18 protein-coding genes are annotated in these 21427 nt (G+C 64.0%); 11 read left to right on the plus strand and 7 right to left on the minus strand.

What is annotated here, in order from left to right; translation table 11 throughout:
* Positions 1-140 precede the first annotated feature (140 nt).
* From EOC83_RS18560 to EOC83_RS18590, 7 genes are all read left to right on the plus strand, one after another.
* Positions 141-638: a (2Fe-2S)-binding protein gene (locus tag EOC83_RS18560; protein WP_013530705.1), complete on the plus strand. Its 498-nt coding sequence runs from the start codon at positions 141-143 to the stop codon at positions 636-638.
* Positions 635-1693 (plus strand): xanthine dehydrogenase family protein subunit M, encoded by a 1059-nt coding sequence (locus EOC83_RS18565; protein WP_063168585.1) that lies wholly within the window; start codon positions 635-637, stop codon positions 1691-1693. The genes EOC83_RS18560 and EOC83_RS18565 overlap by 4 nt, the downstream gene beginning before the upstream one ends.
* Positions 1683-3941, plus strand: coding sequence for a xanthine dehydrogenase family protein molybdopterin-binding subunit (locus EOC83_RS18570; RefSeq protein ID WP_063168586.1), 2259 nt, complete (start codon positions 1683-1685; stop codon positions 3939-3941). The genes EOC83_RS18565 and EOC83_RS18570 overlap by 11 nt, the downstream gene beginning before the upstream one ends.
* A 232-nt stretch (positions 3942-4173) precedes the next feature.
* Positions 4174-4653 (plus strand): (2Fe-2S)-binding protein, encoded by a 480-nt coding sequence (locus EOC83_RS18575; RefSeq protein WP_013530702.1) that lies wholly within the window; start codon positions 4174-4176, stop codon positions 4651-4653.
* Positions 4650-5633, plus strand: a complete 984-nt coding sequence (locus EOC83_RS18580; protein WP_063168587.1) for a xanthine dehydrogenase family protein subunit M — start codon at positions 4650-4652, stop codon at positions 5631-5633. The genes EOC83_RS18575 and EOC83_RS18580 overlap by 4 nt, the downstream gene beginning before the upstream one ends.
* Positions 5630-7927, plus strand: coding sequence for a xanthine dehydrogenase family protein molybdopterin-binding subunit (locus EOC83_RS18585; RefSeq protein ID WP_063168588.1), 2298 nt, complete (start codon positions 5630-5632; stop codon positions 7925-7927). The genes EOC83_RS18580 and EOC83_RS18585 overlap by 4 nt, the downstream gene beginning before the upstream one ends.
* 123 nt (positions 7928-8050) lie before the next feature.
* A complete protein-coding gene (locus EOC83_RS18590; protein ID WP_127224178.1) occupies positions 8051-8386 on the plus strand; it encodes a hypothetical protein in 336 nt (111 codons plus the stop codon).
* Positions 8387-8456: 70 nt separating this feature from the next.
* Here EOC83_RS18590 and EOC83_RS18595 read toward each other — a convergent pair whose 3' ends face one another.
* Together EOC83_RS18595 and EOC83_RS18600 are read right to left on the minus strand one after the other, a co-directional pair.
* The gene (locus EOC83_RS18595) at positions 8457-9518 is read right to left on the minus strand and encodes a 2-oxoglutarate and iron-dependent oxygenase domain-containing protein (protein WP_063168589.1); all 1062 of its coding nucleotides are present in this window, start codon (positions 9516-9518) and stop codon (positions 8457-8459) included.
* The gene (locus EOC83_RS18600; protein ID WP_127325966.1) at positions 9515-10474 is read right to left on the minus strand and encodes a LysR family transcriptional regulator; all 960 of its coding nucleotides are present in this window, start codon (positions 10472-10474) and stop codon (positions 9515-9517) included. Before EOC83_RS18600 ends, EOC83_RS18595 begins: the two co-directional genes overlap by 4 nt.
* On the opposite strand from EOC83_RS18600, the gene EOC83_RS18605 reads away from it, so the two are divergent.
* Genes EOC83_RS18605 through EOC83_RS18620 form a run of 4 tightly spaced genes read left to right on the plus strand, consistent with a single transcriptional unit; the run spans position 10450 to position 15350 of the window.
* On the plus strand, positions 10450-11811 hold the full coding sequence (locus EOC83_RS18605) for a BMP family ABC transporter substrate-binding protein (RefSeq protein WP_164745855.1): 1362 nt from the start codon (positions 10450-10452) through the stop codon (positions 11809-11811). The two genes, EOC83_RS18600 and EOC83_RS18605, sit on opposite strands and share 25 nt — an antisense overlap.
* Complete coding sequence (locus tag EOC83_RS18610; RefSeq protein ID WP_082826499.1) at positions 11811-13361, plus strand: ABC transporter ATP-binding protein; 1551 nt, start codon at positions 11811-11813, stop codon at positions 13359-13361. The genes EOC83_RS18605 and EOC83_RS18610 overlap by 1 nt, the downstream gene beginning before the upstream one ends.
* Positions 13354-14412, plus strand: coding sequence for an ABC transporter permease (locus EOC83_RS18615; RefSeq protein ID WP_013530695.1), 1059 nt, complete (start codon positions 13354-13356; stop codon positions 14410-14412). Before EOC83_RS18610 ends, EOC83_RS18615 begins: the two co-directional genes overlap by 8 nt.
* A gap of 14 nt (positions 14413-14426) precedes the next feature.
* On the plus strand, positions 14427-15350 hold the full coding sequence (locus EOC83_RS18620) for an ABC transporter permease (RefSeq protein WP_063168591.1): 924 nt from the start codon (positions 14427-14429) through the stop codon (positions 15348-15350).
* A gap of 395 nt (positions 15351-15745) precedes the next feature.
* On the opposite strand, the gene EOC83_RS18625 is transcribed toward EOC83_RS18620, so the two are convergent.
* The 5 genes from EOC83_RS18625 to EOC83_RS18645 form a co-directional block, all read right to left on the minus strand.
* Complete coding sequence (locus tag EOC83_RS18625; protein WP_063168592.1) at positions 15746-16456, minus strand: outer membrane protein; 711 nt, start codon at positions 16454-16456, stop codon at positions 15746-15748.
* Between the two features lie 214 nt (positions 16457-16670).
* Positions 16671-17630, minus strand: a complete 960-nt coding sequence (locus EOC83_RS18630; protein ID WP_063168593.1) for an AraC family transcriptional regulator — start codon at positions 17628-17630, stop codon at positions 16671-16673.
* Positions 17631-17835: 205 nt separating this feature from the next.
* Complete coding sequence (locus tag EOC83_RS18635) at positions 17836-18717, minus strand: DMT family transporter (protein WP_063168594.1); 882 nt, start codon at positions 18715-18717, stop codon at positions 17836-17838.
* A 126-nt stretch (positions 18718-18843) separates the two neighbouring features.
* Positions 18844-20340, minus strand: coding sequence for a sulfatase (locus EOC83_RS18640; RefSeq protein WP_063168595.1), 1497 nt, complete (start codon positions 20338-20340; stop codon positions 18844-18846).
* Between the two features lie 91 nt (positions 20341-20431).
* Positions 20432-21409 (minus strand): aliphatic sulfonate ABC transporter substrate-binding protein, encoded by a 978-nt coding sequence (locus EOC83_RS18645; RefSeq protein WP_063168596.1) that lies wholly within the window; start codon positions 21407-21409, stop codon positions 20432-20434.
* Positions 21410-21427 lie beyond the last annotated feature (18 nt).

Here is a 21427-nt window from a genome sequence, read left to right on the forward strand (position 1 = left end):
TCTCCCCTGCCCGCCTGCCTCGCGGGAGATCCGCCATCTCCGCTTTCGCCGTCAAGACCTGACCGAACAGTTACCTTGCCCTTCTGCGGCAAGGCACCAGTTCAATCCCATCCGCGTCAAGCAACTGGAGCCAGACGCCCATGACCAGCCTTCCCATTACCCTCACCATCAATGGCCACCGACACCAACTGGAGGTCGATCCACGCGTAACCCTGCTCGACCTGCTGCGCGAGCGGCTCGATCTCACCGGCACCAAGAAGGGCTGCGACCGCGGCCAATGCGGCGCCTGCACGGTGCTGGTCGACGGCAAGCGCATCAACTCATGCCTGGCGCTGGCGGTCAGCCATGACGGCGCCCAGGTCTTGACCATCGAAGGCGTCGCCAACGGCGAGGAACTGCATCCGGTGCAGGCCGCCTTCATCGCCCATGACGGCTTCCAGTGCGGGTTCTGCACACCCGGCCAGATCATGAGCACGCTCGGCCTGATCGCCGAGGGACAGGCCGGCGACGATCCCGAACGCATCCGCGAGGGGCTGAGCGGCAACATATGCCGCTGCGCGGCCTATGGCGGCATCGTCGAGGCCGTCCTGGAAGCCCAGCAACAGCTTGTCAAAGCCGACCGGAGGACCGCGGCATGAGAGACTTCGATTACATCAGGCCCGCCACCATTCCCGACGCCATCGCCGCGGCAGCCGAGCCGGGCTCGGCCTATCTCGCCGGCGGCACCAATCTGCTCGACCTGATGAAAGGCGGCATCACCAGTCCCGAGCGTATCGTCGACATCTCCCGGCTGCCGGAACTCAACCGCATCGAACGGCTGGACGATGGTGGCCTGCGCATCGGTGCGCTGGTGCGTAACGCCGACCTTGCCTACCATCCGGCGTTCGCCAAATCCTATCCGGCGGTGGCCGAGGCGCTGCTGTCGGGCGCTTCGGCGCAGCTTCGCAACGCCGCCACCGTCGGCGGCAATCTGTTGCAGCGCACGCGCTGCAGCTATTTCTACGACACCGCCAGCGCCTGCAACAGGCGCCAGCCAGGCACCGGCTGCGACGCGCTGGAAGGCGAAAACCGCCTGCACGCCGTGCTCGGCTGGAGCGACGCCTGCATCGCCACCCACCCGTCGGATTTCTGCGTGCCGCTGGTGGCGCTCGACGCCGTGGTCGAGATCGAAGGCAAGAAGGGCCGGCGCCATGTTTCGCTGGAGGAATTTCACCGGCTTCCCGGCGAAACGCCGCAGCGGGAGAATGCGCTGGAGCCCGGCGACCTGATCGTGGCGGTGCGCCTGCCGGCGGAGGCTGCCTCCTTCTCCGCCAATGCCCGTTACCTCAAAGTCCGCGAACGCACCTCCTATGCCTTTGCCGTCGTATCGGCCGCGGCAGCGCTCGTCGTCGACGGCGGCAAGATCCGCGCCGCAAGGCTGGCGCTGGGCGGCGTCGCGGCTAAGCCGTGGCGGGCACGCTCGGCGGAAGCCGTCCTGCTTGGCGCGGACGCCAGCGAGGCGACCTTCGCCAGCGCCGCGGACGCTGCCTTGGCCGATGCCAGCCCTTCCGGCGACAATGCCTTCAAGATCGAGCTTGCCCGCCGCATCGTGATCAGGGCGCTGATCTCTGCGCTTTCGGGAACGCCCGAGCGTCTGCCGGCCCTTCCTGCCTCCCCGTTCTCGAACATTCCTGGAGCGCGCCATGACGCTTGAACTCAGCCTCAACCAGCAACCCGCCCATGCCCGGCAAGGCTCTAGCATCGGCCAGCCGCTGACCCGCCGCGACGGCTTTCTGAAAGTCACCGGAGCCGCGCGCTATGCCGCCGACAACCATCCGCCCGGCATGCTCTACGCCGTGCTGGCGGTCAGCAGCATCGCACGCGGCCGCGTCGCCGCGCTGGATGTCGAGGCGGCCAAGGCATACAGAGGCGTGGTCGAGGTGATGACGCCCAAGAACCGGCCAGCGCTCGCTGCCGATCCGGACGCCAAGGACCATCCCTTCATGTTCCGGCTCGACCTCTTGCAGAACGACCAGGTCCGCTACCCCAATCAGAGCATCGCCGTGGTGATCGCCGAGACGCTGGAGGCGGCGACCGAGGGGGCGGCGCTGCTGTCGCCGCGCTATGAAGTGATGCCGGCGCGCGTTGGCCTCGACGGCGCCGAAAATTTCGTGCCGCGTGCTGTCGGCGTCGGCGGTCCGGCCGTGCAGCACAAGGGCGATGTCGAGGTCGGCCTTAAATCCGCAAAGACGCGGATCGAAGCCACCTACGAGACGCCGGCCCAGTACCACAACGCCATGGAGCCGCATGCGATCGTCGTCGCCTGGGAAGGCGACACACTGTCGATCGACACACCGAGCCAGGGCCTTGCCATGGCGCAGGGCCGCATCGCCGGCCTGTTCGGCATCGCGCCGGAGAACATCCACATCCGCAGCCCGTTCCTGGGTGGCGGCTTCGGTTCGAAAGGCATGATCTCCGGGCCGCAGGTGCTCGGCATCCTGGCGGCGCGTCTCGTCGGCCGTCCGGTCAAGCTGGTGCTGCGACGTGAGCAGATGTACGGGCCGGTCGGCCACCGTGCGCCGACGCGCCAGACGCTGCGCATGGGCATGGATGGCGAAGGGCGGCTGACGGCACTCGACCATCACGCCAAGACCGCGTCGAGCACGTTCGACGATTTCTTCGAACCGGCGGCGGATGCCTCGCACACGCTCTATGCCAGCCCGGCCATCGCCACCTCGCACGATGCGGTGCGGCTCGATACCGGTACGCCGCTGTTCATGCGGGCGCCCGGCGAAGCCACCGGCTCGATCGCGCTGGAGAGCGCTATCGATGAGGCAGCCTACGCCTGCGGCATGGACCCGCTGGAATTCCGGCTGCGGAACTATGCCGAGGTCGAGCCGATGACCGGCAAGCCGTTTTCCTCCAAGGCGCTGCGCGAATGCTACAGGCAAGCGGCCGAGACGTTCGGCTGGGCGAGCCGCCCGCTTCAGCCTCGGCTGATGCGCGACGCCGACGGTTTCCTGACCGGCTGGGGCATGGGCACGGCGACCTTCCCGGCGATCATGTTCCAGGCCGAAGCGCGGGCGGTGCTGAGAGCCGATGGCAGCGGCGTGATGGAGACCGGCGCTCAGGACATGGGGCAAGGCGCCTGGACCGCCTTCGCCCAGATCGCCGCCGACGGACTGGGACTGGATATCGACCAGGTCGATTTCAGGGCCGGCAGCTCCGATCTGCCCAATGCAGGCATTGCCGGCGGCTCCGGCCACACGGCGACGGCCGGCATGGCGATCCACAATGCGGGCGCCGCCGTCATCGCCAGGCTCGCCGATCTCGCCACCGGCGACGAGGGCTCGCCGCTCTACGGCGCCGGCAATGAAGGCGTGCTGGCGCGCGGCGGCCGCCTCTATCGGCGCGACGATGAAAGCCGCGGTGAAAGCTACGCCGAAATCCTCACGCGCGCGGGCCTCACCGAGATCGAGGGCCACGGCAAGGGCGCTCCCGACCCGGCGTCTCAGGAGGCCTATGCCAAGCACGCGCATGGCGCCGTGTTTGCCGAGGTGAAGGTCGATCCGGATTTTGGCCAGATCCGTGTCACAAGGCTGGTCGGTGCGTTCGCCGCCGGACGGGTCATCAATCCCAGGCTGGTGCGCAGCCAGTATTATGGCGGCATGATCTGGGGCGTCTCGTTCGCGCTGCATGAGGAAGCCATCACCGACCGGCGCTCTGGCCGGATCCAGAATGCCAACCTCGCCGAATATCATGTCCCGGTGAATGCCGACGTTCCATCGGTCGAGGCGTTGCTGGTCCACGAGGACGACCCTCACGTCAACGCGCTCGGCATCAAGGGCGTCGGCGAAATCGGCATCACCGGCACGGCCGGCGCCGTCGCCAATGCGGTCTGGCATGCGACCGGCGTGCGGCCGCGGCGCTTTCCGGTCCGCATCGAGGACCTGCTGGGGTGAGGAGTGGTCCACCTAGCGGATGGGAAGCCAATTGCTTGGCTTCCCGAACGACGAATGGTGAAGGCCCGGTCCGCCTTCGGGCGCACCAAAAAGTCCAGTGGACCTTTTTAAGGGGCTGAACGCCCGAAGGCGGGGAGCGGCAGCGAAGGGCCGCACAGCCGGCGCCAGGTCCCCGCCGGCTGCCAAAGATGAAATCAACGACTTCGCGTCAAGCAACTGGAGCCCGACGCCCATGACCAAAACAACGATCCCAGTTCATCTCGACATCAACGGCCGTGATCACGATCTGCAACTCGAGCCGCGCGTCACGCTGCTCGATGCCTTGCGCGATCGCCTCGGCCTGACCGGAACCAAGAAGGGCTGCGACCACGGCCAGTGCGGCGCCTGCACCGTGCATATCGACGGCGAGCGCGTGCTGGCCTGCCTGACGCTGGCCGCACAAGTCGAGGGCCGCACCGTCACCACCATAGAGGGGCTTGCACGGGAGGGCGAAATGCATCCCGTGCAGGCTGCCTTCCTCGAACAGGACGCCTTCCAGTGCGGCTATTGTACGCCGGGCCAGATCATGTCGGCGGTCGCCTGCATCCGCGAAGGCCATGCCGGCTCCGACGAAGAAATCCGCGAGTATATGGCCGGCAACCTCTGCCGCTGCGGCGCCTATCCGCACATCGTCGCCGCTGTCCGCCAGGCAGCATTGGAGGCCGCATCATGAGGGATTTTTCGTATGTGCGCGCCAATTCGCTCGATGCGGCACGCCAGGCGGCCGCCCTGCCCGGCGCCATGCTCTTGGCCGGCGGCACCACGCTGATCGACCTCGCCAAATGCGGCGTCGCCGAGCCCGAGACGCTGGTCGACATCACCCATCTCAAGGGGTTGGGCAGGATCGAGGTGAACGAGCGCGGCGTCACCATCGGCGCACTGGCCAGGATGAGCCATGTCGCCGACCATGCCGACATCAAGAGTAGCTTCCCCGCCATTTCCGAAGCCCTGTGGCAGGCGGCTTCCGCGCAGATCCGCAACATGGCGACCATCGGCGGCAATCTGATGCAGCGCACGCGCTGCCCTTATTTCCGCGATCCCGCGAATTTCCCAGCCTGCAACAAGCGTGAGCCCGGCTCTGGCTGTTCGGCGATCGGCGGCGTTACCCGTGGCCATGCGGTGCTTGGCATCAGCGACGCGTGCATCGCCATGTATCCGGGCGACCTCGCCGTGGCGCTGGTCGCCTTCGATGCGATCGTGCATCTGGGCGAGCGCCACATCCCGGTCGACGACTTTTTCCTGCTGCCCGGCACCACGCCGGATCGGGAACACGCGATCGAACCGGGCGAGATGATCACCGCGATCGAGATCCCCGGCTCGGCCCCTGCCCGGCGTTCGACTTATCTCAAGATCCGCGACCGGCAATCCTATGAGTTTGCCGCCGCGAGCGCGGCGGTCGGCATTGAGTTCGAACCTGACGGCCGAACGATCCGCGATTTGCGCGTCGCGCTTGGCGGCGTCGCGACCAAGCCGTGGCGTGCGCGGGCCGTGGAAAACGCGCTGAAGGGCAAGGTGCTGGAGCCGGACACTGTGCGCGCCGCCAGCCTGCTCGCCGTCGAAGGCTCTGTCGACCATGGCGCCAACCACTACAAGGTCGAACTGGCGCCGCGCGTCGTCGCCCGCGCCATCCGCAAATTGGGAGAGACGGCATGACCGTTCACAACATCAGGCATGGGGATGCGTCCGACGGCGCTTTTGCCGAAGCCGTCGGCGGCCGGCTGTCGCGCATCGACGGCCCGGCCAAGATCACCGGTGCGGCGAAATACGCCGTCGAGCAGCAGCTCGAAGGCCTCGCCTACGCCGTCCTGGTCGAGAGCACGATTGCATCGGGCAAGGTGCGCGCGATCGACACCACTGCCGCCGAGGTGGCGCCCGGCGTGCTGCAGGTGCTGACGCCGGACACCATCATCAGCCTGAGGACCGCGGCGGACTGGTTCGGCACGCCGCCGCCCGACAAGCCGTATTGCCCGCTCGCGCGCGACATCACCTTTTCGGGTCAGCATGTCGCCGCCGTGGTCGCCGAGACCTTCGAGCGGGCGGTCGCGGCGGCGGCACTGGTCAAGGTCAGCTATGAGGAAACGCCTGCCATCGTCGACCTCAGCGACGCCAAAGCCGGCGATGGCATCGCGATCGATGCCATGACCAAGGAATGGGGCGACGCGCAAGGTGCGTTCGCCTCGGCGCCGGTCCGCATCTGCGCCGCCTACAACACGCCGCGCGAGTACCAGGCGCCGATGGAGCCGCATGGCCTGATCGCCCGCTGGGAGGGCGACCACCTCACCGTGTGGGAGCCGAGCCAATGGCTGGACGGCATGGCGCGCACCTATGCCGAATGGTTCGGTGTGCCGTTCGAGAACGTGCGGCTGGTGTCGCCCTATATTGGCGGCGGCTTCGGCTCCAAGGCGCTGGCGCTCAGCCATGGCGCGGTGGCCGCCTGTGCGGCCAAAATGCTCGGCCGGCCGGTGCGGCTGGTGATGACCCGGCCGCAGACTTTTACCGGCTATGGCGGCCGCGCGGCGACGCGCCAGACGGTGACGATCGGCGCCGACGTGCAGGGAAAGATCCAGTCGATCGTGCATCGCGGCGTCAATGAAACATCCATCGACGGCATGTGGGTCGAGCCGCTCGGATCGGTCACCTCGATCATGTACACAACGCCGAATTTCTCCTCGAAGCAGAATGTCGTACGGGTCAATTCGGTGGTGCCGGGCGCCATGCGCGCGCCGGGCGAAAACCCCTCAGCCTTCGGCATCGAAAGCGCCATCGACGAGCTTGCCTACGAGGTCGGCATCGATCCGCTGGAGATCCGGCTCCGAAACTATGCCGAGCAGGATCCACATGCCAAAAAAGCCTGGTCGACCAGGCAGTTGCGCGAGGCTTTTGCTGCAGGCGCCGAACGCTTCGGCTGGTCCAGGCGCACACCCGAACCGCGCTCGATGCGCGACGGCAACCAGTTGATCGGCTGGGGCGTCGCCGCCGGCACCTATCCGGTGCGACGCGCCTATGGCGAGGCGCTCGTGCGCATCCTGGCCGATGGTTCGGTCGAGGTCGAAAGCTCCTCGATCGACATGGGCCAGGGCACCTACACCATCCTGGCGCAGACCGCCGCCGAAACGCTCGGCGTGCGAGCTGACGACGTGGTGGTGAAGCTCGGTGACTCCCGCTTTCCGCGCGCCGGCGTCACCGGCGGTTCGCGGCTGGCCGGCGTGATGACGGGTGCGGTCTACAAGGCGGCAACCTCGGCCCTCGACCAGTTGGTGGGCCTCGCCATCAGCGATCCACGCTCGCCCTTCCACGCGCTGCAGGCCAACACGCTGGTCGTCGCCAATGGCCGTATCGCTTCGCCGCGCGGCGACGGCCCCGATGTCTCCGTCGCCGAACTGCTCAAGTGCGTCGGCCGCGACCACATCGAAGCCACCGGCGACACCATGCCGGCCAATTCGACGCCAGATGATCGCTACAAGAACTACACCACCATCGCCATGTCGGTGCCGCACACCGAGGGCGACTATTCCCGCCACTCCTGGTGCGCGCATTTCATCGAAGTGCGCGTCGACGAGGATTTCGGCACGGTGCGTGTATCGCGTGTGGTGTCGGCGCTGGATTCGGGCCGGCTCTACAACCCGAAACTTGCCGAAAGCCAATGGAAGGGCGGCATCATCATGGGCATCGGCCAGGCGCTATTGGAAGAAGGCATCGTCGACCGCCGCCACGGCCGCATCGTCAATGACAACCTCGCCGACTACCTCGTGCCGACCAATGCCGACATCCCCGACATCGAGGTGATCTCGGTCGGCATCCCCGACCTGCATTCCTCGGTGCTCGGCGGCAAGGGCGTTGGCGAACTGGCCATTGTCGGCGTGGCGCCGGCGATTGCCAACGCGGTATTCCATGCGACGGGAAAGAGGATCAGGGATCTGCCGATCACGCTGGAGAAGCTGATTTAAGGGCGGTGGCCGATCTACCCCTTGAGGGTCCCCTTGTGGGGAGGCCAGGCCGCAGCTTCGGGCGGTGGTGCTCCCTCCACACTTTCACCTTCAGCACTCGCGCAACCATCAAGGGGTAAGACCATGAGCGACATCCATTTTGGCACCGGCAAAATGCCCCCTGAAAACATTACCCCCCTCAGCATCGCCGACTGGCTGTGCCTTGCCGCGGCCATAGCCGAAACCGAGGCCCGCCACGCGATCCGAAAACCGCTGACCCGGACGACGAGCCGTGACTTCCTTATGCAGGTTTTCTGCTCCGTTGCTGCTCAAAGCCCAAATCGGCAAGACCGCGCTCCACCAAGCCCTCAAAGCCGAAAAATTAGCCACATCCACCGTCAAACCGAAATGGGTTCTTCTGGTGACGCCATGGCTAACCAGTTAACCCGACGCTACCCATCGAGGGTGCTATCATATTGATCTCGGTCAACGGACGGCGGGTATGCGACGCGCGGCCACAGGAGCGGCCGCGCATGACAGGATTATCCGCTTAAGCCGCGGTTTCGGCGCCGGCCTCGCTTTGCGCGGCATAGTGCGCAAATGTCGCCTTGAAGCGGCCGTTGACGTATTCGCCCGACGTGATCGGAGGGTACTTCGCAGGATGATCCTCATCAATGCAACTGGGAAGCACCTCGATCACGGCATCATAGTTTGGACCGAAGAAGAACGGGATCGAATAGCGTTCTTTGCCGGAACGATTCACCGCGCGGTGGACGGTCGAGGCGAAAAGGTCATTGGTCCAACGCGCCATCTGATCTCCCACATTGACGACGAAGCAGCCGGGGACGGGATCGGCCGCAATCCACTCGCCAGTTGCATTCAGTACCTGCAAGGCTGAAATACCATCCTTCTGGGCCAGGATCGTGAAGCACTCATAGTCCGAATGCGCCCCAATTCCGATCTGGCGGTCATCGATCTCGCCAAACTGCGGTGGATAGTGGAGCACCCGCAAAGTTGCGAGCGGCTTGCCGACCAGCAGGTCGAAATATGTCTCCTCCAACCCAAGAGCCAGAGCAAAGGCATGGAGCAGGTGGCCACTCAGCGTCAGCATCTCGGCATGGTAGGCTTCCAGTGCCGTTCGGAATTCCGGCCTGCCCGCTGGCCACTGGTTGGGACCGTAGAGTACTTTGCCGGCCTTCACGTCCGGATCGTCGGCTGGCACATCCAGCGCAATATCATACGATTCGTGCAGGTCTCCGCGCGCGGTCGGATCCGTATTCTCTTCCAATATTGCCGCATAACCGCGATTATTCTTTGAATTGGAAACGTGATTCTCCATCTTCACGTCGTCGGATTCGGCGAAATACACCTCCGCCACCCCAAACGCGGCATCGATGACCTCCTTCGGAACGTGATGGTTCTTGATATAGAGGAAGCCGACTTCCGTGCAGGCCTTGCGCAGTTCCTGGGCGAGCTTTCGCTTGGCCGCCTCGTTGCCTGCGAACATGGGCTCGAGATCGATGATCGGGATCTTGTCGAAGCTGACACGCTGCGGGTCGAGCCCTCCCCCTTTCATTGCACGCGCGCCATTACCGGTTTCAAGGACCTTCATTTTTCTGTTCCCTTTTCTTGCTGGCTTGCATCGAAGATTGTTTCGACGTAGTAGCGCGGCCCCGTGAAAACGAAGCCGGGCGAGAAGTAGCGGCCGCAGACATCCATGAACGCGGTCATCTTACGCGATGGGGCGTGCGGGCGCGATATGCGGATGCTGACCCGCTTTTCCGCGGACTCCCATGTGTCGAGCAACGGAATGAGGTGGCCGCGTTCACACTCGATCGTGGTGAAGAAGTGCGGTAGATAGGCAATGCCCTCGCCCGCAACGGCGAAGTACTTGATAGTCCAGTATTCGTTGGCGATCAGGTTGCTGCGCGGCAAGATCCTTTCCTGCGCGGTACCTTTCTGTAGCCGCCAGTGCTGCAGGCCCGCCGAGGTGCGATAGACAATGCCCTGGTGTTCCGCCAAATCGGCGGGTTTTCGTGGCATCCCGGCACGCTCGACATAACTCTTGCTGGCAAAGAGTGCGAATTTTGCGGTGGAGAGCGTTTCGCCGACTTCGATACCTTCGTCCCATGAAATCACGGCGTCGAGCATATCGAGGCTCTCTGGCGCGTAGAGAACGTGCGGCGAAAAGAAGGTGAGTTCGATTTCCACCTTGGGGTAGAGCTTTCTGAACGCCATGAGCATCTGCGTGTAGTAGGCCGTGCCGAACTCCCCCGTGGCGCCGATCCGCAAGGTTCCGGTCACGTCGTCGCTCAGTTCCGTCACGGCGGCCCGCGCCGTATCGCAGCTTTGCAGGATCTGCCGCGCGTGCCCGAGCAGGGTTTGCCCTGCTTCCGTGAGCAACAGGACACGGCCGGAGCGCTCGAACAGAGCGACCTTCAGATCGTCTTCAAGCTGCTTGAGCCGGAGACTGAGCGTGGATTTGGGCAGGCCGTACAACTTCGCCGCGGCCGACAATGACCGCAGTTCCGCGATTTTTACAAATGATGCCAGAGCATCGGTGTTCATTTGATCGTTCACATTTCTGCACAAAGTGCCCAAAAAATGAGCATGATTATTTTTGTTGCATGAACGAACGTAATCGGCTGTTATGCACTGCACAAGAGCCAATTCGCTTTTGCCAAATCAAAAAAGACGCTCCGGCGGCAATCGTCACCGTGCAGGGAAGCTGCATGGGCGCGGCGTGCTTCCGGCTGAGAAAATCAAAGAAAAACAAGGGGAACCACGAAATGAAAGAGCGCAACACGAAGCCGTCCGACTCAGTTCGCCTGTTCGCGGCGGCGGCCACGGTTTTCGTATTCTGTGCTACGTCCGGCGCTTATGCCTTTACTCTGGAAGGGGCGCCCAAGGTCGCGTTCATCTACGCAAGTTCAGCGCAAGACGGCGGATGGAACGAAGCCCTCGAGGCCGGCCGCAAGGCCTTGGAGGAACAGCTACAGGTGCCCGTCTCGGTGACGGAGAACATACCGGAAGAGGCCACTAAGCTGCGCGCGGCGATCGATCTCTACGTCAAGCGCGGCTTCAACATCATAATCGGCACCACCTATGGCTACAGCGCCCCAATGGCCGAAGCGGCCAAAGCCTATCCGAATGTGGCGTTTCTCAGTGCTTCGGGCACGGAGAATGGGGCCAACATGGAAAGCTTCTATGCCCGCACTTACCAGGGTTGGTACCTTGCAGGCATCGCGGCAGGACAGGCGACGAAGACGAAGAAGATCGGCATCCTCGCCGGCTTTCCGGTCGGCGTGGTGAACTGGGATATCAACAGTTTTGCACTCGGGGCCCGTTCGGTCGATCCTACGATCGAAACGGTCGCGGTCTTCGCCAACTCCTGGTGGGACCCGGTGAAGGAAGGGCAGATCGCCCAGGCCATTCTCGACCAGAAGGCCGACGTGCTCGCCACGAATCTGAGCGCGACCTCGGCGCTCGACGCCGCCGAAAAGGCAGGCGTTCCTTCGATAGGCTTTCAGCTCGACATGTCGCATGCCGCGCCGCGGACGATCCAGACCTCCGTCATCTTCCGCTGGGAGAAATATCTTGTGCCGACGATCAAGGAGATCATCGACGGCAACTGGAAACCCGAGGAATACGGCGCTTTCGAAGGCCTTGAAACCGGCGTGGTCGATCTTGCTCCTTTTGGCCCCTCGGTTTCCGAGGAGACCAAGGCAAAGGTTGAAGCAGCAAAGCAGGAGATCATCGCCGGCAAGCTTGATCCATTCCAGGGCCCTCTGAAAAAGCAAGACGGCACCATCGTTGTCGATGTCGGCGGGAAGGTCGACGATGCGGCGCTCTGGTCGATGGACTATTTCGTCGACGGTGTCATCGGCACCATGCCGGCGAAGTAATGACGACGGCGCTTCAGCAAGCGGGCGACATGCGACGACCGCTGGGCACGCCGGCGGCTCTGTTGATGCGCGGCATAGGCAAGTCGTTTGACGGCAAAGCCGCGCTCCGCGATGCGTCCTTCTGTCTCGAATGGGGGGAGGTGCATGCCATTGTCGGTGAGAACGGTGCAGGCAAGTCCACTTTGATGAACGTGGCGGCCGGCGTCTATGTAGCAGACGGGGGCGACCAATCGATCGACGGCGAAGCGATCAGTTTGCGCAGCCCGCTGGAAGCCGCCGCCGCCGGTCTCGGCATGGTCCATCAGCATTTCCGGCTGGTCGAGAGTTTTACGGTTGCCGAAAATGTTCTCCTCGGCTTCGGCCGCAAGGCTGCTGTGAAAACGCTGACCGATGCGGCGGCGATCGTTTCCGCCAAGTCGAGCGAGATCGGCCTGCCCGTCGATCCGCACAAGCTGGTAGCGAATCTTTCGATCGCCGAACGCCAGCGCGCCGAGATCATCAAGGTCATGCTTCTGGGCGCCCGAATTCTGGTCATGGACGAACCGACGGCGGTGCTGACCGACGAGGAAGCGCGCACGCTCCTCTCTTTTGCCCAACGATTGTCGAGGCAAGGTCACGCCGTGGTTCTGATCACGCACAAGTTCCGGGAGGTTGCCGCTTTCTGCGACCGGGTAACGGTCATGCGGCACGGCGAGACCGTACTTGAGGGTGCGCGGGTTGCGAACGTCACCGAAGCGGAGGTGGCGCGGTTGATGGTCGGCGATGCCTTGACGGTTGCGGGCAGGCCGTTATCTCGGCCGGGTGATGTGTGTCTGAGCGTGGAAAGGCTTTCCGCACGGGCGACCGCTCACGGGCAAAGCCTGAACGATCTCGGGTTCGAGCTGCATGTAGGCGAAATCCTTGGCATCGCCGGCGTCGGCGGGAACGGGCAGGAGGAACTCGTTGCCTGCCTTCTCGGACTCGACCGTGCCGGCGCCGGCGCGATCGTACTGGATGGCCAGGACATATCCACCGCCAAGCCAGACCAGCGCCGCGAGGCCGGCTTGCGCGTCATCCCCTCCGACCGCTTTGACAGCGGGTTGATCCGGGAGCTTTCCATTGCCGACAATCTCGCGCTCACGACCGTCGCCAGCGGTAGCTTCGGCGGCCCGTTTCTCCTGAGCCGGCGGGCGATGCGCGAGAAGGCCGCCGAGGCCATCGATGCGTTCGATATCCGCGGCGCGACGCCGGAACGGCCGGCCTCTTTGCTCTCGGGAGGAAACGCGCAGAAAGTGTTGCTCGCGCGGGAGCTCGATCACGGCCTGAAGGTTCTCATAGCGCATTCCCCTTCTCGCGGGCTGGACATGAAAGCGGCCGAGTTCGTCCGATCGGCGATCCGCAGAGCTGTGGAAGCCGGCGCGGCTTGCCTTCTGATCAGCGAGGATCTCCAGGAGGTCATGTCCCTGTCCCATCGGGTGGCCGTCATGAACAGAGGAAGGATCGCCGGCTGCCGTCAGACCGGCGACGTCACGCCTGAATGGATAGGAGGCCTTTTAGCAGGCCATGCTTGACACAGCTTTCCTTGTTCGCAGGCAAAATCCCGGCTTCTTGTTGACCAGTCTCAGTTATGTTGGCGGACTGTTGGTCGGGCTGACGGTTTCGGCGGTGCTGCTCGTGCATGCGGGCGTGCCGGCAAGCGCTCTTGTGGATGAGTTCCTGATTGCAACTTTTCTGACCTCGGACGGCCTCTCCCAGACGGCGACGGCCGCTTTACCGTTGGTGCTAGTCGGCCTCGCCTCCGGCGTTGCCATGCGTGTGCGGTTTTGGAACATCGGCGTGGAGGGCCAGCTATGGCTCGGCGCGATCGCGTCAACCTGGGTGGCGCTGAACGGCAGCGGGCCTGAAGTGCTGAGGTTGCCGACGATGTTCGTTCTGGCGGCGCTTGCGGGAGCCGCCTGGATTGCGATTCCGCTTTTTCTGAAACTCAAGTGGGGCGTTAACGAGGTTATTTCGACCCTGCTGCTGGGAAGCGTCGCGTTTCTGCTCGTGCAGCATCTTCTGTTCGGGGTCTGGAGAGACCCTTCCAACAGCTTTCCCGTGACCGCCACCTTTCCCGAGGCGAGCTGGTTTCTCGTTCTGGGATGGGGGCAGTTGCATGCCGGAATCTTCCTGGTCGCCGTTATCGCATTGTCCATCTGGTTCGTCATGGAACACAGCCGGGTCGGCTTCTACGCGGATGCTGTAGGTTTCAACGCCAAGGCCGCGCTCGCCACGGGCCTGCCGGTGCTCAGCATAGCCGTGGGGCTCGTGCTGCTCTCCGGCGCTCTCTCAGGCGTTGCCGGCATGATGATCGTGGCGGGGACGGAGCACCGCCTCAACCAGTCCGTCGGCAACGGCTATCTCTTCAGCGCGATCGTGATCGCCTACCTGGCCCGCGCGAAGCCATTGTGGGTGGTCGTGATCTCTTTCGCGCTCGGCGCGGTGTTCACCGCCGGGAATGTCCTGAAGGTTTTCTATTCGATCTCCGAAGCGATGATCGTGCTGATGCAAGGCGCGGTACTGATGTCGATTTTGATGGCGCAGTTCTTCAGCTCCTATTCGCTCAAACGGCCCAAGAACTAGGAAGGGACAGTTGCATGGATTTTCTGATCGGCTGGATTGCCATCATTCCGAGCTATGCGGCACCGTTGCTGCTGGCGAGCCTCGGCCTCATTATCTGCGAAAGAGCCGGCGTTCTCAATCTTGGAGCGGAAGGGCTCATGGCGATCAGTGCCATGACCGGCGCGATGACGGTGCTTTCCGGAGCCGATCCTTGGGTTGGTCTTGCCGCCGGCTCAGCGGCCGCGATGGCTCTCGCTCTGCTGTTTGGAATATCGACAGTCGCCTTGCGCGCCAATCATACGCTCGCCGGCCTAGCCGTCGTCGCAATCGGACTGGGCATCACCGGGGTCGTGGGGCGACCCTACGTGCAGAAGACCTTTTCTGGCATTTCCACACTTGGCGACCTCTTCGGGATAGACCGCGGTTCGGCATTCGGCCGCATTTTCGCGGTGCAGGACCCGGTTACGCTGGCGCTGCCGATCCTGGTCGGCGCGCTCTGGTGGTGGCTTTCCAAAAGCCGACATGGCCTCAGGTTGAGGTCCGTCGGGGAAAACCCGGCCGCCGCGGATGTCGCGGGTATCGACGTGCAACTGGTTCAGTTCGGGGCTGTCCTGGCGTCCGGGCTGTTTTGTGGTCTCGCCGGAGCCTATCTCTCAGTCGCCACAAGTCATGTCTGGGTGGAGGGAATGGTCGCGTCGCGCGGCTGGATTGCCGTTGCGCTCGTCATCTTTTCGCGCTGGAACGCGGCTCGAGCTCTCTGGGGTGCGCTTCTTTTCGGAAGCGCGGATGCGCTTGTGCCTAGACTACAAGCCATAGGCGCCGACGTTCCTGTCTATCTCATGATGACTTTGCCGTACTTGCTGACGCTTGTCGTGCTGGTGGCAGGCTCATTGGGCGGCCGGCGCTCCGGCGAGCCGGCCTTCCTCGGCAGGGTCTATCTACGACAAGACAAACAATAAGGAACTTGCCCGGTTCATGAGCCCCGCGGCCCGCATCCTTCTGGACTTCGCGGATTTCATGGACAAGCATCAAGGATCGCCGATGTCTGTGCCGTCCCCCCCTCGCCCGGCGCTGACCCTGCGGCTCCGCTCGACGCCTATTCGCGTGCCACTAACCGTGAGATCAAGAACAAAGCGCCACGGAGACGACAGAGGGGTCGCCGCGCGTAAAGCGCCAACGTCATCCGCAACAGCAGGCCGAGCCCAGCCGGACCGCCCCCTCTGGCCTGCCGGACCCGGCCCTTCGCTTCCGTTCCAGGCGTTCGTCGTTCGGAAAGCCAAGCGATTGGCTTTCCGTCCGCTGCGCGGACCACTCCTCACCCCCCCTCAAGGGGGAGATCAGCAGCTTCAGCGGATCAGAACTTGTAGCTGAGCCCGACCCGGATATCCTGTGTCTGGAGGTCGACATGGGTTTCCGTGGGCAGGCCGGCGGCCACCGAGAGGTCCTGGCTGCCGAAGTCCGAGTAGCGATACTCAGCTCGAGCGATCCACCTGTCGGTGAAGGCGTGCTCGATGCCGGCGCCAACCGTCCAGCCGACATGGCTGTCGCTGTGGAGCGTTACTTCGGCGGCAGGGCCACCGGCGCTGACCGCAATAAGCTCATACTTGGCCGCAGCGACGCCTGCAGTGATGTAGGGCAAGGTCCGATCGAAAGCATAGCCGGCCCGCAGCCGCGCCGACCCGGACCATTTGAGTTCGCTCTTGAGCAACGTGGTGACGCCGCCGCCGCCGGCGTCGAGGGCCGTCAGCCCATCTATGTTGCCATACGCAATGTCGGCCTCGGCGCCGATCACGAAGCTGTTCTCCATCTGGTAATTCGCGCCGATATGGACGCCGCCGATAAATCCGTTCGGATCGACGCCAACGTTGAGATCGGTGGCCCCGCCCAGTCCGCCGCCGGCGATGAACAGATTGGATTTTCCGGCCGCGTAGCCGATGTCGACGCCGGCATAGAGTCCGGACCAGTCGTAGCCGGATGCAACAGGCGAAACCTCATTGATATCAGCCGCACACGCCACACCGAGCGGCGCGAGAATGAAGGCCGTTGCGAGAAGAAGAATTTTCATTGTTGTCTGCCGCCCCATGTTGCTTCCCCGCCGCACAAATGAGCTGCGGAGATCCAGCTGTTGTCGAGAAATCCGGTGTTGCATTGTCCGCCGGCCGCGTCTTGGGCTGGGCCGCACCCGAATTGTCGGGGAAAGCACCACGGCGCTTTCCCGGTCGGTGTGGCTTTTCAGCCTCAGTCGATCGGCGCGCCGTGCATTCGGTGGCTGTCGGAAACTATCTGGCGCTGCCCGGCGTCGAGCCGAAGCGGCGGCGGAAGCAGCGGTTGAAATAGGACACGTCGGAAAAACCGCTGAGCAGCGCGATCTCGCTGATCCGCATGCGGTCGTTGCGCCTGTCGGACAGCATCCGATGCGCCCTCTGCAAGCGCAGTTCGAGAATGCGCTCGGCAAAGCTCACCCCGGTTTCCTGCAGCAGGTCATGGACATAGCGGACCGAGAGCCGCAATTGCCCGGCAACGCCCTGCGCCGAAATGGCGGGATCGGCGAAATTGTCCCGCATCTTCTGCAGTATGGCCTGCAGCCTTGCCGCGCGCAGACCGCGCAGGCCCGCCAGTTCGGCCGCTTCGCCCTTGGCGCCGGTCGCCAGGCCGATCAGGTCGACGATGGTTTCGGTGGCGTGGCCGATGAGGTCGGGCGAGACCAGGGCCGGGCCTGCTTCCAGGAAGCTGCAATAGCGCTTGAGCATGCCGAGCGCCTCATTGTCGGCGCCGACGGTCAACGCCAGCCGATCCTCTATATGAGCGAAGGCATTTTCCAGCACGGCACGGGGAAGCACCACATTGGCCCAGACATTGCTGTCGCCGCCGGTCATCTGCAACGCTTCCGAAGCCGAGACCAGGGCGGCCTCGCCTTTGCCGACGTGATAATCGCGGCCAATCTGCGTGCCGCTGAGCACCGTATCGCCATTGTTGACCAGCAGCAGATAGCCGTCGCGACCGTCGGCGGCGATATTGCCCGCCTTGCGGCTGGCATGACGTATCGTCCCGGCCATCTGTCCAAGCACCAGCGACCCGACAGCGGTGGCTTCGATCGCGGCTTCGAACGACAGTCTTTCCGAAATCGTGTATTCGACCGACCATATCTCGGCGACATGGACGTCCTGCCAGAGCGCGAAGCGTGCGCGATGATCCAGATGCGGCGGCAGATCCGCCGATGAGAAGACGTTCTTTTGCAAGGGACGACCGGCCTTTTCTACAATCGCGTCTTCACTTCGACACGCACCGTATTGGACCAGATCACGGTCTGTCCAGAGCCGGAAATACTTGTGCGCCAGGCGACAATTTCAGTGCCGTCCTGAACAAGGATTGGCCTGATTTCGCGGATCTGGCTGGCTGAATTTCGGATTACTCGAAAATACCCAGTGCCGACGAATCGTTCCCCTACTCCGGCGATGGAACCGGCGGCCGTGATGTCAGCGCCGTGCCGAAGGCGGCGACAACAACGGCAGCGATCCCGGCCAGTTGCGTCGCGGTCAGGCTTTCATGCAGGAACAGGAAGCCGGCCAGTGCACCAAGCCCAGGCTCCAGGCAGGTCAGCGTGCCGTAGATGCGCGCCGGCATGCGGGTCAGCGCCACCATCTCCAGGAAGAACGGCAATGCGCTGGAAAACAGGCCGACGAGCAGCGCGCTGACCAGGATCGACGGGGCCAGCAGCGCGGATCCCGCCTGGGCGACACCGAAGGGCAGCACCAGCACGGCGGCGATGGCCATGCCGTAGGCGGTGGTGCGGGTGCCAAGCTCCGCGCCGGCCTTCTGGGCCAGCACGATGTAGAGCGCCCAGAAGCCGCCGGCCGCCAGCGCCAGCATCACCCCGATCGGATCAAGCGGCGCGAGGGAACGAACGAAGGGCGACAACAGCAGGATGCCGGCCACCGCCAGCGCGATCCAGGCAAAGTCGCTGGCGCGCCGCGAAGTCAAGGTCGCCACCAGAAGCGGGCCGGTAAACTCCAGCGCCACCGCGATGCCGAGCGGAATCCTGGCCAGCGCTGCGTAGAACAGGAGGTTGAGGGCGGCGAGCGTCACTCCATAAGCGACCAGCCACGGCATGGTGGCACGCGAGGGCCGCATCTGCCAGGGCCGCAGCACCGCGATCAGCATCAGCGCACCGATGACCAGCCTGAGCGTCGTCGTCCCTTGCGCGCCGATCTGCGGGAACAGGCCTTTGGCGAAGGTGGCGCCGATCTGGATCGACACCATGGCGCCCATCAGTGCTGCGACAGGCAAGGGCGCCGCTTCGCGACGGGCAATCGGCGTCGGTGTCACGTGATCCCATCCTCCATATCGCCGGGTCCAAACCCGACCGGCGGCATGGAGATAGGGCGAACCGGCCGGCCTGTCGTGAGGCAGCGGCAACTGGCTGCTAGGGCACGGCCAAGTGCCGCCGGCCGGTCAGTTCAGGGATTTGCGCCGTGGCGGCGGTGCCGGGTGGCGCTGCTCGAGGGCCGCTGCCGCATCGGTGCGGCCGGTCCGGCGCAGTCTTTCGAGATAGGCCGGCAACTCGCCAAGGCAATGGAACGGCCCGCCTTCCCGGATCACCGTCACCAGCGGGTCGACATCGCTGTCGCTGCGGATGGCCATGGCGCTGCGCCAGTCCTCGAGCAGCCGGCTGGCATGATCGACCACATCGCTTCGGGAGCCTGAGAGATCATGCTGCTCATGCGGATCCTCACTCAGATTGAACAGGCTGACCGGGCCGAAATCCTTGTAGCCGTCATGATAGGTGCGCAGCATCAGCCAGTCGGCCCCGCCGAGCCGGAACCGCACGCCGCGCTGTACCGCCCACGCACCCTGGCTCAGCACCAGGAAATCGCGGCCACCTTCCTCCTTCGCGGCAAGCGCCGGTGCAAAGGAGCGCCCGTCCCAAAGCGCCGGAACGTTGCCGCCGAGCCGGTCGATCAGCGTGGCGGCCCAGTCGAAATGATAGTGAAGGCCGCCATTGACGCCGCGCATGTCCTCGGCGCCGGGCCAGCGGATGACCAGCGGCACGTTGCAGGTGAATTCGTCGGCCGTCTGATGATCACCCCAGACGTTGAGCTCGCCGAGGTTTTCGCCATGATCGGCGCCGATGACGATGATCGTGTCGTCGAACAGGCCTTGCCGCTTCAACTCCTCGACGATGAGACCGACATGATAATCGGCATAGAGCACGCCGGTGTCGTAGCCGTCGAACCAGGCCTTGACGGTGTCCATGCCGCTGATCGGCGACGGCATGCGCCGGTATTTCGATCCGCCCGGCTCGACGTCGAAGCCCGAGGGTTCCTGCGGGCTGTGCGGGCCGTAGCCAGCATGGCTCTTCTCGAATACCGCCCTGGTCATCCAGTCGGGAAGCGGCTGGTCGGCGAAGGGGTCGCCGAAAGCGTCCGGCGCGCGATAGGGCGTGTGCGGGTCCCAGACATTGACATGCAGGAACCACTTTTTTGCCGAGCCATTGCGCTTCAGCCAGTCGATCGCCAGGCCCGAAACCTCGTCGGCGTTCTCCATGCCGGCCTTGCCGGGATTGATGATCTCGTTGAAGCCGGCATACCAATGCCAGCAGCCATGCCGTTCGCCAAAACTGCTGATGGTCGTGGTGTGGTAGCCGAGATCGCGCAGCGCCCGCATCCAGCCTTCCTCGTAGAAGGTGCCGGCCCAGGCTCGCTCGGCGCCTTCGCGGAACGGCTCGCAGGCGGTGCCGCCATGGCCGACCACGCCGGTCCGCATTCCGTGGCGGCCGCTCCACAGCGCCGTGCGCGACGGATGGCAAGGCACATCGGACACATAGACGTTCTCGAAGCGGATGCCCTCGCCGGCAAGGCTGTCGATGACGGGAGAGGTGTTGCGATGATAGCCGTAGCAGCCGAGGTGGTCGCGCCTGAGGCTGTCGATGTCGATATAGAGAACGTTCATGGATGGCTCGTCGCTGCTGTGATTGTCAGGAAACAGGCCCCGGTTCGCTGCCGGGGCTTGCGGTTTGCAAGGGGCGATTTCAAGAAGGCCGTCAGGCCGAAATGTATTGATCGCCCAGATAATAGTCCTTGGGATCGAGCGAGGTCTCGAGCTTGCCAAAGGTCTTGAACAGGTCGTTCATCGTCGAGAACCAGCCGTTCACGGTGCCGTCCTTGGTTAGCTTGATCAGTTCGGCCGAGGTCATGAAACGGCCATAACCGGCTTCCGTCTTCAGCTGGTCGGCAGGAATGCCGAGCAGCTTGGAGGTGATCTCGATCGCCTTGTCCTGGTTGGCGGCACGAAAATCCTGCGCGTCCTTGATGGCGCGCACCACGTTGCGGACGAGATCGGGATTGCCCTCGACCAAATCGTTGCGGGCAATGAAGACGCTCGGAAATGTGGTCTGCGGATAGAAGTCGTCGTTCTTGGCCAGCTCCACCAGATCGGGAACGCTCTTCTGGATGATGCCGACGAACGGATACCAGATGCCGGCCGCGTCGACCTGCTTGGAGGCGAAGGCCGCCACGATGGTGCTCGGGTCCATCTGCACGATGTCGAGGTCGGTCATCGCCATACCGGCCTTGCGCAGCGCCAGCCGCAACAGCATGTCGCCCGAGGTGCCGGCCGCGATCGCGACCTTCTTGCCCTTGAGGCCGGCGATGGACGTGATGCCGGCTTGGGCGATCACCCGGTCCGAGAAGCCGACATCGTTGACGGCGATGATCTTGGCCTTGCCGCTCGCCGGCAGCCACAGCGCGCCCGGTCCGAGATAGCCGAATTCCAGGCTGTTGGCGCCAAGCGCCTGGACCTGGATGGGGCCGTTGGTGAAGACCTTGATATTGGCATCGACGCCGTGCTTGGCATAGAAGCCCTGGTCGGCCGCGACGCCGGCCACGCTGGCGCCCCAGAAATCGCCGTTGTAGCCGATGCGTGCCGCCGTTCCCGCCGCTCCGGCACGGATGCCAGAGGCAGCGAACGCGGCAAGTGCCGCCGATGATGCGATGAGGTTACGTCTTGTCAGTGTCACCATACTCTCCTCCTGTCACTG

The organism is Mesorhizobium sp. Primo-A (genome assembly GCF_003997175.1).
GTDB lineage: Bacteria > Pseudomonadota > Alphaproteobacteria > Rhizobiales > Rhizobiaceae > Mesorhizobium > Mesorhizobium ciceri.

What these genes read in the sequence shown, in the direction of transcription:
- EOC83_RS18620 (WP_063168591.1), top strand. Translation starts at nt 14,427, where the DNA reads ATGGATTTTCTGATCGGCTGGATTGCCATCATTCCGAGCTATGCGGCA.
- EOC83_RS18595 (WP_063168589.1), bottom strand. Translation starts at nt 9,518, where the DNA reads ATGAAGGTCCTTGAAACCGGTAATGGCGCGCGTGCAATGAAAGGGGGA.
- EOC83_RS18575 (WP_013530702.1), top strand. Translation starts at nt 4,174, where the DNA reads ATGACCAAAACAACGATCCCAGTTCATCTCGACATCAACGGCCGTGAT.
- EOC83_RS18585 (WP_063168588.1), top strand. Translation starts at nt 5,630, where the DNA reads ATGACCGTTCACAACATCAGGCATGGGGATGCGTCCGACGGCGCTTTT.
- EOC83_RS18600 (WP_127325966.1), bottom strand. Translation starts at nt 10,474, where the DNA reads ATGAACACCGATGCTCTGGCATCATTTGTAAAAATCGCGGAACTGCGG.
- EOC83_RS18570 (WP_063168586.1), top strand. Translation starts at nt 1,683, where the DNA reads ATGACGCTTGAACTCAGCCTCAACCAGCAACCCGCCCATGCCCGGCAA.
- EOC83_RS18590 (WP_127224178.1), top strand. Translation starts at nt 8,051, where the DNA reads ATGAGCGACATCCATTTTGGCACCGGCAAAATGCCCCCTGAAAACATT.
- EOC83_RS18610 (WP_082826499.1), top strand. Translation starts at nt 11,811, where the DNA reads ATGACGACGGCGCTTCAGCAAGCGGGCGACATGCGACGACCGCTGGGC.
- EOC83_RS18615 (WP_013530695.1), top strand. Translation starts at nt 13,354, where the DNA reads ATGCTTGACACAGCTTTCCTTGTTCGCAGGCAAAATCCCGGCTTCTTG.
- EOC83_RS18560 (WP_013530705.1), top strand. Translation starts at nt 141, where the DNA reads ATGACCAGCCTTCCCATTACCCTCACCATCAATGGCCACCGACACCAA.
- EOC83_RS18645 (WP_063168596.1), bottom strand. Translation starts at nt 21,409, where the DNA reads ATGGTGACACTGACAAGACGTAACCTCATCGCATCATCGGCGGCACTT.
- EOC83_RS18605 (WP_164745855.1), top strand. Translation starts at nt 10,450, where the DNA reads ATGATGCCAGAGCATCGGTGTTCATTTGATCGTTCACATTTCTGCACA.
- EOC83_RS18625 (WP_063168592.1), bottom strand. Translation starts at nt 16,456, where the DNA reads ATGAAAATTCTTCTTCTCGCAACGGCCTTCATTCTCGCGCCGCTCGGT.
- EOC83_RS18580 (WP_063168587.1), top strand. Translation starts at nt 4,650, where the DNA reads ATGAGGGATTTTTCGTATGTGCGCGCCAATTCGCTCGATGCGGCACGC.
- EOC83_RS18565 (WP_063168585.1), top strand. Translation starts at nt 635, where the DNA reads ATGAGAGACTTCGATTACATCAGGCCCGCCACCATTCCCGACGCCATC.
- EOC83_RS18640 (WP_063168595.1), bottom strand. Translation starts at nt 20,340, where the DNA reads ATGAACGTTCTCTATATCGACATCGACAGCCTCAGGCGCGACCACCTC.